The organism is Arthrobacter sp. 35W (assembly GCF_000482545.1).
In the GTDB taxonomy this organism is placed as follows: Bacteria; Actinomycetota; Actinomycetes; order Actinomycetales; family Micrococcaceae; genus Specibacter.
This window is the reverse complement of record NZ_KI519454.1, coordinates 2089956-2102474: the sequence shown is the minus strand read 5'-3', so window position 1 is coordinate 2102474 and position 12519 is coordinate 2089956. Positions and strand designations below refer to the sequence as shown.

Sequence of the window (12519 nt, the reverse complement as noted above, 5' to 3'; positions counted from 1 at the left end):
CACCCTTCATTTCCAGCTCTATCAAGGATTCATTTCATGGAACGCACCATATTCAACGAAGACCACATTGCCTTCCGGGAGGTCGTCCGCGACTTCCTCCAGAGCGAAGTTGTGCCCCACGTGGACGAGTGGGAAGAACTGGGCACCGTTCCGATCGAGGTGTACCGCCGCACCGCTGACATCGGCATCAACGGCCTGCAGATCCCCGAGGAGTACGGTGGCGCCGGTATGGACAGCTTCCTGTTCAACATGATCGCCTTCGAGGAAATCGGCTACGCCGCCTGCTCCCTCGGCGGCCTGCAGGTCCACCTCAACACCGTGCTGCCGTACTTCCTCCACTACTGCAACGAGGAGCAGCGCCAGCGCTGGTTCCCCGGGTTCGCCGACGGCTCGCTGATCGCCTCCATCGCCATGACGGAGCCGGGCACCGGCTCGGACCTCGCGGGCATGGCGACGACGGCGGTCAGGGACGGCGATTCGTTCATCCTCAACGGCTCCAAGACCTTCATCACCGGCGGCACCAACGCCGATCTGGTCATCGTCGTCGCGCGCACCAGCTCCGACAGCGAGGACCGCCGGAGCGGCCTGACCCTGCTCGTCGTCGAGGACGGCATGGAAGGCTTCACCAAGGGCCGCAAGCTGGACAAGCTGGGACTGCGCTCCTCGGACACCGCTGAGCTGGCCTTCGTCGATGTCCGGGTCCCCGCCGCCAATGTGCTGGGCGAGGTCGACAAGGCGTTCGGCATGCTCAGCCACAACCTTGCGCAGGAGCGGCTCTCCATCGCCATCACGGCGCAGGCGACCGCGACGGCGGCCCACAACCTGGCGCTGGACTACGTGAAGGAACGCAAGGTCTTCGGCAAACCGGTGGCCCACTTCCAGAACACCAAGTTCGTCCTTGCCGACTGCGCCACCTCGCTGCAGGCCGGCCAGTCGATGATCGACCAGGCTGCCGGGGCGCTCGACGCCGGGAAGCTGGCGCCGTCGGATGCCGCCAAGGTCAAGCTGTTCGTCACCGAGGCCCAGGGCAAGATCGTGGACCAGTGCCTGCAGCTGCACGGAGGCTACGGGTACATGCGTGAATACCCCATTTCCCGGCTCTACGCCGACGCCCGCGTCAGCCGCATTTTCGGCGGAACCAGCGAGGTCATGAAGGTTGTCATAGCCAAGTCGCTTGGTATCTGACCTTCATCGACTGACGCACCCTCCGACGAAAGAGTAGAAAGGCGCAATAGATGCGTATTGAAGGAATCCATGCAGTGGTGACGGGCGGCGCTTCGGGCCTGGGCCTGGCCACCGCGGAACGGTTGGCCGCCAGCGGGGCGCACGTGACGATCATGGACCTGCCGACGTCGGAGGGGGCCGAGCAGGCCGAGCGGCTGGGGCCGCTGGTTCACTTCGCCGGCGTTGACGTGACGGATGAGGACCAGGTGCGGGCGGCGTTCGCGCACGCGGGCAGCATTGAGCCGGTGCGGGCCCTGGTGCACTGCGCCGGCCGCGGCAAGCCGATGCGCATCCTTGACCGCGACGGTGCCGTGACGCCGCTGAGCTCCTTCACGGACATCATCAACCTGAACGTCATTGGCACGTTCAACATCCTGCGGTTCGCCGCCGAGCAGATGGCACGGAATGAACTGCTGGACGGGGACCGCGGGGTCTGCGTGCTGACCGCCAGCGTGGCCGCCTATGAGGGGCAGATCGGCCAGATCAACTACGCCACGGCCAAGGCCGGCGTCGTCGGCATGACTCTGCCCGCGGCACGGGACCTGGCCAAGGTGGCCATCCGGGTGTGCACCATCGCGCCCGGCACCTTCGCCACGCCTCTGCTGACCAACAACGGCCGTCCGGACATCGTTGATGCGCTGGCTGCCAGCATTCCGCACCCGAGCCGGCTGGGCGATCCCGACGAGTTTGCCGGGCTGGCCGAGCACATCATCAGCAACGGCATGATGAACGGCGAAACCATCCGGATCGACGGCGCCATCCGCATGGCCCCGCGCTAAACCACCCGCCGCTGGATTTTTTAGATAGAGGAGAAGTAATGCGCGACGCTGTTATTGCCGCCGCTGTGCGAAGCCCCATTGGCCGGCGCGGGGGATTCCTGGCCGAGGTCCATTCCGTTGACCTGTCCGCCGCAGTCCTGAACGCCCTCGTTAACAGGACGGGGATCGACCCGGGCCTGGTGGAGGATGTGATGTGGGGCTGTGTTGGCCAGACGGGCGAGCAGGCCAGCAACATTGCCCGCAACGCCGTGCTGTCGGCAGGCTGGCCGGAGTCCGTTCCGGGCACCACCATCGAGCGCCAGTGTGGATCCAGCCAGCAGGCCATCCACTTTGCCGCCGCGTCCGTCATCTCGGGCCAGAGCGACGTCGTCGTGGCCGGCGGCGTCGAGAACATGACCCGCATTCCCCTGGGCACCGCGCGCCGCAACGGCCCCGGCGACCCCTTCAGCGAGCAGTTGCTCGCCCGCTATGGCGGCGTCGAACTCAACCAGGGCAGGGGAGCCGAGATCCTTGCCGGCCGCTACGGCCTGTCGCGTGGGTGGCTGGACGAGCTGGCCCTGGAATCCCACCTCCGTGCCGGTGCCGCCCAGGATGCCGGCCGGTTCGAAGACGAGATTGCTCCCATCGATACTGCTTCAGGACGCTTCACGCGTGACGAGGGCATCCGCCGCGAGTCGACGCTTGAGAAGTTGAACAGCCTCAATCCGGTGTTCGGCGAGGACGGCCTGATGACCGCCGGCAATTCATCGCAGATCTCCGACGGCGCCAGTGCCCTGATCGTGACCACCAGCGAGAAGGCCCGTGAGCTGGGCCTGACGCCGCTGGCCCGCATCCACACCGCCGTCGTCGTCGGCGATGACCCGGTGGCCATGCTGGGCGCTCCGGCGCCGGCAACGGCCAAGGCGCTGAAGCGGGCCGGATTGTCATTGGGGGACATCGGCACCTTCGAGGTGAACGAGGCCTTCGCCAGCGTTGTTGGCGCCTGGCTGCGGGAGACGGGCGCCGAGCGGGATCTGGTGAACCCCGACGGCGGTGCCATCGCCCTGGGCCACCCGCTGGGCGGATCCGGTGCCCGCCTGGCGACCACCCTGGTGCACCGCCTGGTGCGCGAGGGCATCCGCTACGGGCTGCAGACCATGTGCGAAGGCGGCGGCATGGCGAACGCCACCATCTACGAGAACCTGCGCTTCTCCGCCAACTGACCGCCGCGGTCCCACCCCTTGATCGAAAGAGCAGCAACAATGACAGCCAACACATCCTCCGCCGGTGGCGGCACCCTTCCACAGGACGAGGCACAGCTGCTGGTGGAGGAACACGGCAGGGTGCTCGTTTTGACCATGAACCGTCCGTGGTCCAGGAACGCCATGTCCCTGCAGCTCGCCCAGGAACTGGCCGACGCGTTCGAGGCCTTTGACGCCAATGAAGGCCTCAGCGTGTGTATCATCACCGGGGCCGGGGGCACCTTCTGTGCGGGGATGGACCTGAAGGGTTTTGCCCGCGGGGAGATTCCCGTGGTTTCAGACCGCGGTTTTGCTGGATTGGTCCAGCGTCCGCCGCACAAGCCCGTCATTGCCGCCGTTGAGGGCTATGCCCTCGGCGGCGGGTTCGAGATTGCCCTGGCTTGCGACCTGATTGTCGCCGCCAGCGACGCAGCCTTTGGACTGCCCGAGGTCAAGCGCGGACTGACAGCCAATGCCGGCGGCCTCCTGCGGCTCCAGCACCGCCTGCCGTACCACTTCGCCATGGAACTGGTGCTCACCGGGCGGATGCTGCCGGCCGCTGAAGCCGCGGGCCTGCACTTGGTCAACCGCGTGGCGGCTCCCGGTGGCGCCCTCGAGGCTGCCCTTGAACTGGCGGCGGACATCGCCAGGAATGCTCCGCTGGCCCTGGCCGCCTCGAAGCAGGTGCTGGTCAATTCCGTCGATTGGCCGGTGGGGGAGAAGTTTGCGCGGCAGCGCGAGCATGTCGGTTCCATCGCCGCGACGAACGACGCCGCGGAAGGCTCCCGGGCATTTATGGAGAAGCGGGAGCCGGTGTGGACCGGATCCTAGGCTAGACAGCCAGCCCCGCCGGGGGGCGCATCCCAGAAACCTCACGTCACGACACGGGCGCCACCTGCGAGGAAGCGCTCCGGCTTCGTAGACTCGACAGATATTGGACTTGCCTCTTCTTCTGAGGCAGGCCGGCCACAGGAAGTTCTATCGATGAAGATTATCGTCCTAGTAAAAGAGGTCCCCGATACCTATGGGGACCGGAAACTGAATCTTGAAACGGGCCTTGCCGATCGGGCAGCCAGCGATGTGGTCCTCGACGAGATTGGCGAGCGGGCGCTGGAACTGGCCCTGAAGTACGCTGACGCGAACGACGGCGCCGACGTTGCCGTCCTCACGCTGGCCCCCGAAGGCGCGACGGCCACCATCCGCAAGGGTCTTGCCATGGGCGCTGACCGTGCCGTCCATGTCTGCGACGAGGCCCTGCTGGGCGCCGATCTGGGGCTCACGGCCGAGGCCCTGGCCGCCGCGATCCGGCGCCAGGGGTTTGACCTGGTGGTCACCGGCAATGTGTCCACCGATGGATCGGGCGGCATGATTCCGGCGATGCTGGCCGAATTGCTCGACGTACCGCACGCCACAGGCCTCAGCTCCGTTGAAATCGGTGACGGCGTCGTCTCCGGAACCCGGCCCGTTGAGTCCGGCGTCCAGCAGGTGTCAGCGGACCTCCCGGCAGTCATTTCCGTTACCGAGGCGCTTCCCGAGGGACGGTTCCCCAACTTCAAGGGCATCATGGCCGCCAAAAAGAAGCCCTTTGAGGTGCTCACCCTGGCAGATCTGGGGGTCGCGGCCGACAACCCGGAGATGGCGCGTTCGATCATGCTGACGGTGGCGGAGAAGCCCCCGCGCGCGTCCGGCGTGAAGATCCTGGACGAGGGCGATGCCGGCGACAAGCTGGCGGACTTCCTCGTAGCGAACCGACTGGCTTAAGGAACACCAACATGACTGACTTTCCCCGCGACGCCATCCTCGTCGTTCTTGAAACCTCCGCCTCCGGTGTCCTTGAAGATGCGGCTCCCGGCCTCCTGGGCGCTGCAGCTGCCGCTGGCACCCCTGTGGCCCTGGTGCTCGCCGCACCCGGTGCCGGAGGATCGGCTGCCACGGAGGCTGCAGCCCTTGGCGCCGCCCAGGTGCTGATCGCCGAGTCCGCGGATCCCGCCGCGCTGGGGGTCCCCGGCGTCGACGCCCTGGCCGCTGCCGCCGAGCGGGTGCGCCCGGACGCCATTCTCATCTCACATTCCCTCAACGGGCGAGATCTTGCCGGCCGCTACGCCGTCCGTTCGCGGTCTGCAGTGTCCGCCGACGCGATTGACGTGGCACGAGATGAGGAGGGCGTCGTCGCCCACCACTCCGTCTACGGCGGGGCCTACAACGTGGCCTCGACGGCCACCTTTGGAGCGCCGGTCATCACCGTCCGGCAGGGTTCCATCGACGCGCGTGCTGCGGCCCAGCCCGAAGTGTCGGAGACGCTGACAGTTGTCCCCTCCGGGAAGCCGGCCGCACGGATCGACTCGTTCGAGGAAGTTGTTGGTTCCTCGTCGCGGCCCGAGCTGCGTGGCGCCGCCAAGGTGGTTGCCGGCGGCCGCGGCCTGGGCTCGCAGGAGCAGTTTGAACTCGTCGGACAGCTCGCCGATGCCCTCGGCGCCGCCGTGGGTGCCTCCCGTGCGGCCGTGGATGCAGGCTACATTCCGCAGTCCCACCAGGTTGGCCAGACCGGCGTGTCCGTGTCTCCGCAGTTGTACATTGCCCTCGGGATTTCCGGGGCGATTCAGCACCGGGCCGGCATGCAGACGGCCAAGACCATCGTTGCAGTGAACAAGGACGGGGATGCTCCGATCTTCGAGGTGGCCGATTTCGGCGTGGTTGGCGACGTGTTCAAGGTGGTGCCGCAGCTGATCAGCGCGCTTGAGGCTCGGAAGAAGTAGTGATGGCACCCTTGTCCCAGTCCATTCGACGCGGTCTGCCGCGTGTGCCGGGCGGCGAGCCCTGGCCGCCGGCCGGCCAGGCGCCGGCGCGCTTGCTTGTTGAGGAACCAGCGCCCCTGACCGCTGTTTCAGTGTTTGGCGCCGCCCCTGCTGCGGCCGACGGCGTGGTGCCGGCCGCGGTGGTTTCTACCGTTGCAGCTGAGGTTCCCGTTGTGAACGGCGACGCCGTGGGGGAGCGGGCCCCTTCGGTCCCGCCGAGTTCCATTGCTCCACCGACTCCCGTTGCCCAAACGGATGTGCCGGTGGCGCTGGCGCCCACTAGTGCACCCGAGGTCGCCACGGAGGCGCGGCCGTTGCGCCGCGGGCTGCCGCGAGTTCCCGGCGGCGAGCCATGGCCTCCAGCGGGCGAGGTTCTGGTGCGTGTTTCACCTCCGGTTCCGTCTGCAACTGCTTCGCCAACCAGCATCACATCAGATGAGGCGGCCGCGGTCATGCCCGGCGCCGACTCTGCTGGAATCTCAACTGCGCCTGCATCTGGCGTTCCCGCGGCAGCGATGCAGGCAGTACCCGTGGCGACAGCGGCGGCAGTGGTGCCCGCCATCGCGCAGGATGCTCCGCCTACGGCACCGACCCTGGGCGCCACGCCGCTTCGCCGTGGGCTTCCCCGCGTCGCAGGCGGTGAACCGTGGCCTCCCGCCGGGCTTGCCCCCGCCGCCGTTCCCGTCATCGTCGCCTCTGCGGTCGCAGAACTTCCCAATGTGGAGCCGGTTGCCGCGACCGTCGTCGTCGAGACCATAGTGCCAGCCGTCGTCGCCGAACCCGAGGCGCCCGGCGTCGTCGAGCCAGTTGCAGCGACGGTGGCCCCTGCAGCAGAGGCGCACCCTGCCCAGGTCCCGGCTCCGTCTGCGCACGTGGTGGACCCGGTGGCCGCCGCGAAGCCCGCAGCGCCCACGGCCCCCGCGAAGCTCTATGGTTCGCGCACCCTGGCCCAGTGGATCAAACGCGTGGCTCTTCTCGTCGTCGGCGCCCTAGCCGCCGCCGGGATTCTTGTCCTGGCCGCGCGCGGTGTCACGACGCTGCCGGGCGTGCCGGATTTCCTCGTGCAGTACCCCGGTGAATACCACCTGCCCGACACGGCCGAGCCCGGCTTCCCCTGGTGGGCGCAGTGGGCACATTTCCTCAACTTCTTCATGATGGTGCTGATCATCCGCTCCGGCTACCAGGTGCGCACCCAGACGAAGCCGCCGGCATTCTGGACGCCCAAGCGCGGCGGCAAGAAGGTCAGCATCAACCTGTGGCTGCACCAGTCGCTGGACATCCTGTGGCTGCTCAATGGACTCGTCTTCATGGTGCTGATCTTTGCCTCGGGCCACTGGATGCGGATCGTGCCCACCAGCTGGGAGGTGTTCCCCAACGCACTCTCCGCCCTGCTGCAGTACATGACGCTCGACTGGCCCGTGGAGAACGGCTGGGTGAACTACAACAGCCTGCAGCAGCTCATGTACTTCCTCGTGGTCTTCATCGCAGCTCCGATCGCGGCGGTCACAGGTGTGCGCATGAGCGAGGTCTGGCCGAAGAACGCGAAGAAGCTGAGCAAGATCTACCCGGTGGAGGCCGCCCGGGCGGTCCACTTCCCGACGATGCTCTTCTTCGTGCTGTTCATCCTCATCCATGTGTTCCTGGTGTTTTCGACCGGCGCCCTGCGCAACCTGAACCACATGTATGGCGGCACCGATGAGGTGAACTGGACCGGGTTCTGGCTCTTCGCTACAGCCATCGCCGTCACGGTGGGAGCCTGGTTCGCCGCCCGCCCGCTCGTATTGGCGCCCATCGCAAGGCTGTTTGGCTCGGTGAGCAGCCGCTAGCCGTACTCGGCCTTGACGAAGGTGACACCAAGGGCTTGAACCAAGGAAGGCCTCCGTGCCGCGTGGAACTGTCTAGTTCCTGCACCGCACGGAGGCCTTTCGTGTCCCCAATGTCATGGCCAAGCAGAGTTAGAGCAGAACGCGGCCGCGGGCCCACAGGCGGGCGGCGATGAGGTCCAGCTGGCGTCCGACAGGCCCGTCACACAGGTACCGGGCGCAGGTGGACTCCGGATCGCAGGTCCGCGCCGCCCACTCGCTGACCATGTCCTCGTAGCAGTGCTCGATCCGATAGTCAGTGGAGGGGACGTCGAGCTCGCTGGCGATCGCCGATTGGAGATCTTCGCGAGTGAACTGGAAGGTTTCTGAGGGGTTCGCGGCCATGGCAAGCTCCTGAAGCTTCCGATTCCGGCCCCATGCACGGAATCGTTGTCTCATCATGGGGCAGAAAACCGGCGCTGAATAGGAGCGCGTGGACACGGTCTCGCATCGATCAGGTCTAGGAGCCCAGCACGTCCCAGGGGGCGCAAACACGAGAGGCCCCCAACGACTCTGTTGGGGGCCTCTCATGTGGTTGCGCCTTTGCAACCGAACCTGCATTCCAGCTGGTGCCGGGGGTGCTAGTGGACGCTGGGGACGGCGATGGGCTCGCCGGAGACGTCGTGGAAGGTGCGGTTGCGGTCCGCGATGGCCAGGTAGACGATCGCGGCGATGCCGGCGGCGAAGAACCAGGAGAAGGAGGACAGGGCGGCCAGGGCCGGGACGAAGGCGATCAGCAGGGAGATCGTCGCGGCGACGGCGAAGGCGATGATGGCGCGCGGGTTGAAGCCGTTCTTGTAGAAGTACGCGCCGTCCTTGACCTCGGTGTAGAGCTCGGGGACGTTGACCTTGGCCTTGCGGATCAGCCAGTAGTCGGCCATGATCACGCCGAACAGCGGGCCGAGCAGGGCGCCCAGGCCGCCGAGGAAGTAGACGATGACGACGGGGTTGTTGTAAAGGTTCCAGGGCAGGATGACCAGGCCGATGAGGGCGCTGATCAGGCCGGCGCGGCGGAAGTTCAGCCGCTTCGGGAACAGGTTGGTCAGGGCGTAGATCGGGGCGACGAAGTTGGCCATCAGGTTCACGGCGACGGTGAGGATCAGCAGGGCCAGGGCGGCCATCACCAGCAGGAACGTGTTCGGGATGGTCTCGACAATGTCCGAGGGGCTGGCGATGATCTGGCCGTTGATCCGGTACTGGGCGCCGGCGAGGACGACGACGATGCCGCCGAACAGGAGGGTGTTGATCGGGATGCCCCAGAAGTTGCCCTTGACAATGGACTTGCGGGTCTTGGAGGAGCGGGTGAAGTCGCAGAAGTTCAGCACGAATGTGGCGTAGATGGAGACCCACAGGGCGCCGGCGCCGAAGATTTCACGCCACATGTCCCCGCCCTGCAGGGCGTTGTCGGTGGACCAGGAGATGGAGGATCCGGCCTGGAAGAACATCCACACGGCCAGGGAGACCATGGTGACGAGGATGACGGGGCCGGCGAAGGCCTCGTACTTGCGGATCATGTCCATGCCGTAGGAGACGATGAAGACCTGGATGATCCACAGGCCGATGAAGGTGATCCAGCCCAGGGAAGACAGGCCCAGGATGGAGTTGGTGTCCATCTCCTTCAGCGAGGGGACCAGGGCGATCAGCAGCACGCGCAGGACCAGGGAGGCCAGGTAGGTCTGGATGCCGAACCAGGCGATCGCGACGGCGCCGCGGATCAGGGCCGGGATCTGGGCGCCGTGGATGCCGAAGGCGATGCGGCTCATGACCGGGAACGGGACGCCGGTCTTGTGGCCCATGAAGCCGGAGAAGTTCAGCAGGGCGAAGAGCAGGATGGCGCCGATGCCCAGCGCGAGCAGGATCTGCCAGCCGCCCAGGCCCAGGGCGAACAGGCCCAGGGCGAAGCCGTAGTTCCCGAGGGAGTGAACGTCGTTGGCCCACAGGGTGAAGATGCTGTAGGCGGTCCAGCGGCGTCCGGCGGTCTGCGTCGGGGCGAGGTCCTGGTTGTAGAGCTGGGGACTGGTGGGCGGGAGGTGCTTGTGATCCAGGTCCGCAGCTGAACCTGCGACGGACGGGGCATCGTGGGTAAGTGTCATGGTGGGCCGATCTTGTAGTTCCTCACCTCAGCGTGAGGTAGAACACAACTGTAGGTAATTAACCGTTGATTCCGCAATAGGGTATTTGATTTCCACAATGCGGAAGTGATGATTTGACTTTCGGCGATGTGGCTCTGGGAGGCGGTTGCAACCGCGCGATTCCGAGCCCATCCGCGGGTCTGTGTGGGAAGTCTCCACCGCTGAAACGGCCCCGCAATTGGCACAGCGGTCGCGGGGCGTCAGACTGAATGGATGCAGACTTACCTCCCATACCCCGATTTCCAGCAGAGCGCCGCGGCACTGGACACCACCAGGCTCGGCAAGCAGCGTGTTGAAGCGCTGCAGATCCTTCGTGCGCTGGTGATCCCCGGGTACGGCCGGCAGTCGCACCCCGCCATCCGCATGTGGATGGGCTACGTTCCGGCGCTTACCAAATACGCCCTGGCCATGGCTGACGAGTGGATCGCGCGCGGCAACCCGGACAACACCCGGGACAGCATCAAGGAGTTCGCCCCGCAGGCGGCCCACCCTGGCTATGCGGACAAGATCCCCATGCCACCGTGGCTGGGCGAAGAGGATTTCCACCTCAGCCACCGCTCCAGGCTGCTGCGCCAGGACGCGCACTTCTACGGCGAGGCCTTTGCCGGAACCCCCACGGATCTGGAGCTCATCTGGCCCGAGCCTAGGCACGAGTTCATTCCCGAAGATCCCTACGACGACTTCGTCTGGGTCCTGCGTGCACCGCTGGCCGACGGCGTGGACCCGGCCACGATCGACAAGGTCGGACTGCCGGCCTGGGGCAAGCCCAAGCCGGTGGTTGCCGAGACCGATGACTCCGACGCGGCCGACGACGAGGCTGTCTCCCGCCGCCCTGTGCCCAAAGCTGTCCGCAAGGCCCCCAAGCAGCTGGTGAAGAAGCCCACGCGCGGCCGTCTGATCCAGGACGAGGCCTTCCGGACCGTCCCCGGCAACACCACGGTGCTGATTCCGTTGGATGGGGGAGCGAGGTTCGCCGTGGGCACCGTCCTGGGCCGCCCGATCACGCTCGACGACGGCCGCTTTGGCCGCAGCTTCGAAGTCAGCCAGATCATCGACCGCAAGGACTTCGACAACCCCGCCCTGCTCCAGGATCCCCGGGTCTTCTTCCCCATCCCCGCGCAGTAACGCGCATCCGGTGATTGAGCTCAGCCCCCGTTGCCCCGATTGAACTCCACAAGCCGCGATTGCATTTCCCAGTAGGGCGTGGCGGCCGGGACCTCCCTGCCGTCACGCAGGGCGTTGACAGCGTCCACCGCCGCGTCCACAGCGGCACGGTACGGCAGGGAGCCGGAGCTCACTCGCCGGACACCCAGCATTCCCAGCTCTGCGACGGTCAACGAGGGGTGTGCCAGCACATTCACCGGCAGCTCGATCCCTGCGGTGATGCTCCGGATGTGCTCCGGATCCGTTAGCCCCGGGACAAAGATCCCGTCCGCCCCGGCGTCGGCATAGGTTCGGGCACGAAGCAGGACGGCGTCCACTGTGGCTTGTTCGGCAAACCAGAAATTGTCCACCCGGGCATTGATGAATACACCCGGGGAGAGCCGCTTGATGGCGGCAATTTTGGCGGCGGCGATGTCTGGATCCACCAGATGCCCATCCGCGCTGTCTTCTAGATTGACCCCGGCCATGCCCAGGGCCGCCAGCTTGGCCACGAAGTCGGCAACCTCTCCGGCGTCGTCGGAGTAGCCGTCCTCGATGTCCGCCGTGACGTGGACGGGAAGGCGGCACAGCTGCGCCACCAAAGCGGCCGTAGCCGCCTTGCTGGACCCGCCGCCGTCGGGCTGGCCGGCACTGGCCGCAACACCAAAGCTGGTGGTACCGACGGCGGGGTAGCCTGCCGCCGCAAAGGCCAGGGCGGATCCGACGTCCCAGGCATTGGGCAGCAGGAGCGGCGCGCTGCCGTGGTGGAGTTCCCGAAAAGTCGCCATGTCATTCCCGTTCTGTGCCAGCCGAATTGGTGGATTCGTCCCCAGTCTACAAACGCTGGTGGAAGACGCGCTCGGCGGGGCTCTGCCCTTGCCGGAGGCCTGACCCATCAGGAGGATTGACGGCACATCCAGGAGGTCCTCCCATGGCGCAGCTTGGCAAGTTTGAGATGTATCTGATTGGGGAATTCTTGGATGATTACCGTGCCGGTGCCATGACCCGGCGCACCTTTACGCGACGGGTGGCGTTCATCATGGGCAGCATGGCTGCAGCCGGGGCGGTCCCCGAAGCCAAGAGTCCGCTCTCTGTACGCGAGGGTGCCACCGGTTTGCTGACGGCGACAGTACGGTTCCCATCCGGGGGAACCGATATCAGCGGCTACCTGGTTCGGCCAGTACGTCTGAGTTTTCGCTCGCCAATTTGAGCTGGCGTCCTTCTGTCCCGGGACGGGAATCGGACTGCACCAGGAGAACCTTGGCGGTTCAAGTCCGAGAAAAATAGCGGGTCAAAGACGCGTCCCGCAAATCCATGCTCCGGATGGTGGGTGCGGAAAATTATTGCCAGGCACCCACCACCTG

At 66.2% G+C, this 12519-nt stretch carries 12 protein-coding genes; 9 read left to right on the top strand and 3 right to left on the bottom strand.

Features of this window, described 5'->3' with window-relative positions:
- Positions 1-36 precede the first annotated feature (36 nt).
- The 7 genes from K254_RS0109310 to K254_RS25300 all read left to right on the top strand — a co-directional run bounded on the left by K254_RS0109310 (position 37) and on the right by K254_RS25300 (position 7844).
- Complete coding sequence (locus K254_RS0109310) at positions 37-1185, top strand: acyl-CoA dehydrogenase family protein (protein WP_026555136.1); 1149 nt, start codon at positions 37-39, stop codon at positions 1183-1185.
- Positions 1186-1235: 50 nt separating this feature from the next.
- Positions 1236-2003: an SDR family NAD(P)-dependent oxidoreductase gene (locus tag K254_RS0109305; RefSeq protein WP_026555135.1), complete on the top strand. Its 768-nt coding sequence runs from the start codon at positions 1236-1238 to the stop codon at positions 2001-2003.
- A gap of 38 nt (positions 2004-2041) precedes the next feature.
- Positions 2042-3205 (top strand): thiolase family protein, encoded by a 1164-nt coding sequence (locus K254_RS0109300; protein WP_026555134.1) that lies wholly within the window; start codon positions 2042-2044, stop codon positions 3203-3205.
- A 39-nt stretch (positions 3206-3244) separates the two neighbouring features.
- A complete protein-coding gene (locus tag K254_RS0109295; protein ID WP_051389015.1) occupies positions 3245-4054 on the top strand; it encodes a crotonase/enoyl-CoA hydratase family protein in 810 nt (269 codons plus the stop codon).
- 153 nt (positions 4055-4207) lie between these two features.
- Positions 4208-4984 carry an electron transfer flavoprotein subunit beta/FixA family protein gene (locus tag K254_RS0109290; RefSeq protein ID WP_026555132.1) on the top strand — a complete coding sequence of 259 codons (777 nt, stop codon included), beginning with the start codon at positions 4208-4210 and terminating at the stop codon, positions 4982-4984.
- Between the two features lie 11 nt (positions 4985-4995).
- On the top strand, positions 4996-5979 hold the full coding sequence (locus K254_RS0109285) for an electron transfer flavoprotein subunit alpha/FixB family protein (protein WP_026555131.1): 984 nt from the start codon (positions 4996-4998) through the stop codon (positions 5977-5979).
- 569 nt (positions 5980-6548) lie between these two features.
- A complete protein-coding gene (locus tag K254_RS25300; RefSeq protein WP_231391799.1) occupies positions 6549-7844 on the top strand; it encodes a cytochrome b/b6 domain-containing protein in 1296 nt (431 codons plus the stop codon).
- 129 nt (positions 7845-7973) lie between these two features.
- Here K254_RS25300 and K254_RS0109275 read toward each other — a convergent pair whose 3' ends face one another.
- Positions 7974-8225 carry a hypothetical protein gene (locus tag K254_RS0109275; RefSeq protein WP_026555129.1) on the bottom strand — a complete coding sequence of 84 codons (252 nt, stop codon included), beginning with the start codon at positions 8223-8225 and terminating at the stop codon, positions 7974-7976.
- A gap of 236 nt (positions 8226-8461) precedes the next feature.
- Positions 8462-9973, bottom strand: coding sequence for an NCS1 family nucleobase:cation symporter-1 (locus K254_RS22600; RefSeq protein ID WP_081709986.1), 1512 nt, complete (start codon positions 9971-9973; stop codon positions 8462-8464).
- A 252-nt stretch (positions 9974-10225) separates the two neighbouring features.
- On the opposite strand from K254_RS22600, the gene K254_RS0109265 reads away from it, so the two are divergent.
- Positions 10226-11137 (top strand): MSMEG_6728 family protein, encoded by a 912-nt coding sequence (locus K254_RS0109265; protein WP_026555128.1) that lies wholly within the window; start codon positions 10226-10228, stop codon positions 11135-11137.
- Between the two features lie 20 nt (positions 11138-11157).
- On the opposite strand, the gene K254_RS0109260 is transcribed toward K254_RS0109265, so the two are convergent.
- Positions 11158-11943 carry an isocitrate lyase/PEP mutase family protein gene (locus tag K254_RS0109260; protein ID WP_026555127.1) on the bottom strand — a complete coding sequence of 262 codons (786 nt, stop codon included), beginning with the start codon at positions 11941-11943 and terminating at the stop codon, positions 11158-11160.
- Positions 11944-12086: 143 nt separating this feature from the next.
- Here K254_RS0109260 and K254_RS0109255 point away from each other — a divergent pair, with 143 nt between their 5' ends.
- Positions 12087-12365, top strand: a complete 279-nt coding sequence (locus K254_RS0109255) for a hypothetical protein (protein ID WP_026555126.1) — start codon at positions 12087-12089, stop codon at positions 12363-12365.
- The last annotated feature ends 154 nt before the right edge of the window (positions 12366-12519 follow it).

Bases quoted from the DNA above. Each gene is read 5' to 3' on its own strand.
- K254_RS0109310 (WP_026555136.1), top strand. From the start codon at position 37: ATGGAACGCACCATATTCAACGAAGACCACATTGCCTTCCGGGAGGTC.
- K254_RS0109305 (WP_026555135.1), top strand. From the start codon at position 1,236: ATGCGTATTGAAGGAATCCATGCAGTGGTGACGGGCGGCGCTTCGGGC.
- K254_RS0109300 (WP_026555134.1), top strand. From the start codon at position 2,042: ATGCGCGACGCTGTTATTGCCGCCGCTGTGCGAAGCCCCATTGGCCGG.
- K254_RS0109295 (WP_051389015.1), top strand. From the start codon at position 3,245: ATGACAGCCAACACATCCTCCGCCGGTGGCGGCACCCTTCCACAGGAC.
- K254_RS0109290 (WP_026555132.1), top strand. From the start codon at position 4,208: ATGAAGATTATCGTCCTAGTAAAAGAGGTCCCCGATACCTATGGGGAC.
- K254_RS0109285 (WP_026555131.1), top strand. From the start codon at position 4,996: ATGACTGACTTTCCCCGCGACGCCATCCTCGTCGTTCTTGAAACCTCC.
- K254_RS0109275 (WP_026555129.1), bottom strand. From the start codon at position 8,225: ATGGCCGCGAACCCCTCAGAAACCTTCCAGTTCACTCGCGAAGATCTC.
- K254_RS22600 (WP_081709986.1), bottom strand. From the start codon at position 9,973: ATGACACTTACCCACGATGCCCCGTCCGTCGCAGGTTCAGCTGCGGAC.
- K254_RS0109265 (WP_026555128.1), top strand. From the start codon at position 10,226: ATGCAGACTTACCTCCCATACCCCGATTTCCAGCAGAGCGCCGCGGCA.
- K254_RS0109260 (WP_026555127.1), bottom strand. From the start codon at position 11,943: ATGGCGACTTTTCGGGAACTCCACCACGGCAGCGCGCCGCTCCTGCTG.
- K254_RS0109255 (WP_026555126.1), top strand. From the start codon at position 12,087: ATGGCGCAGCTTGGCAAGTTTGAGATGTATCTGATTGGGGAATTCTTG.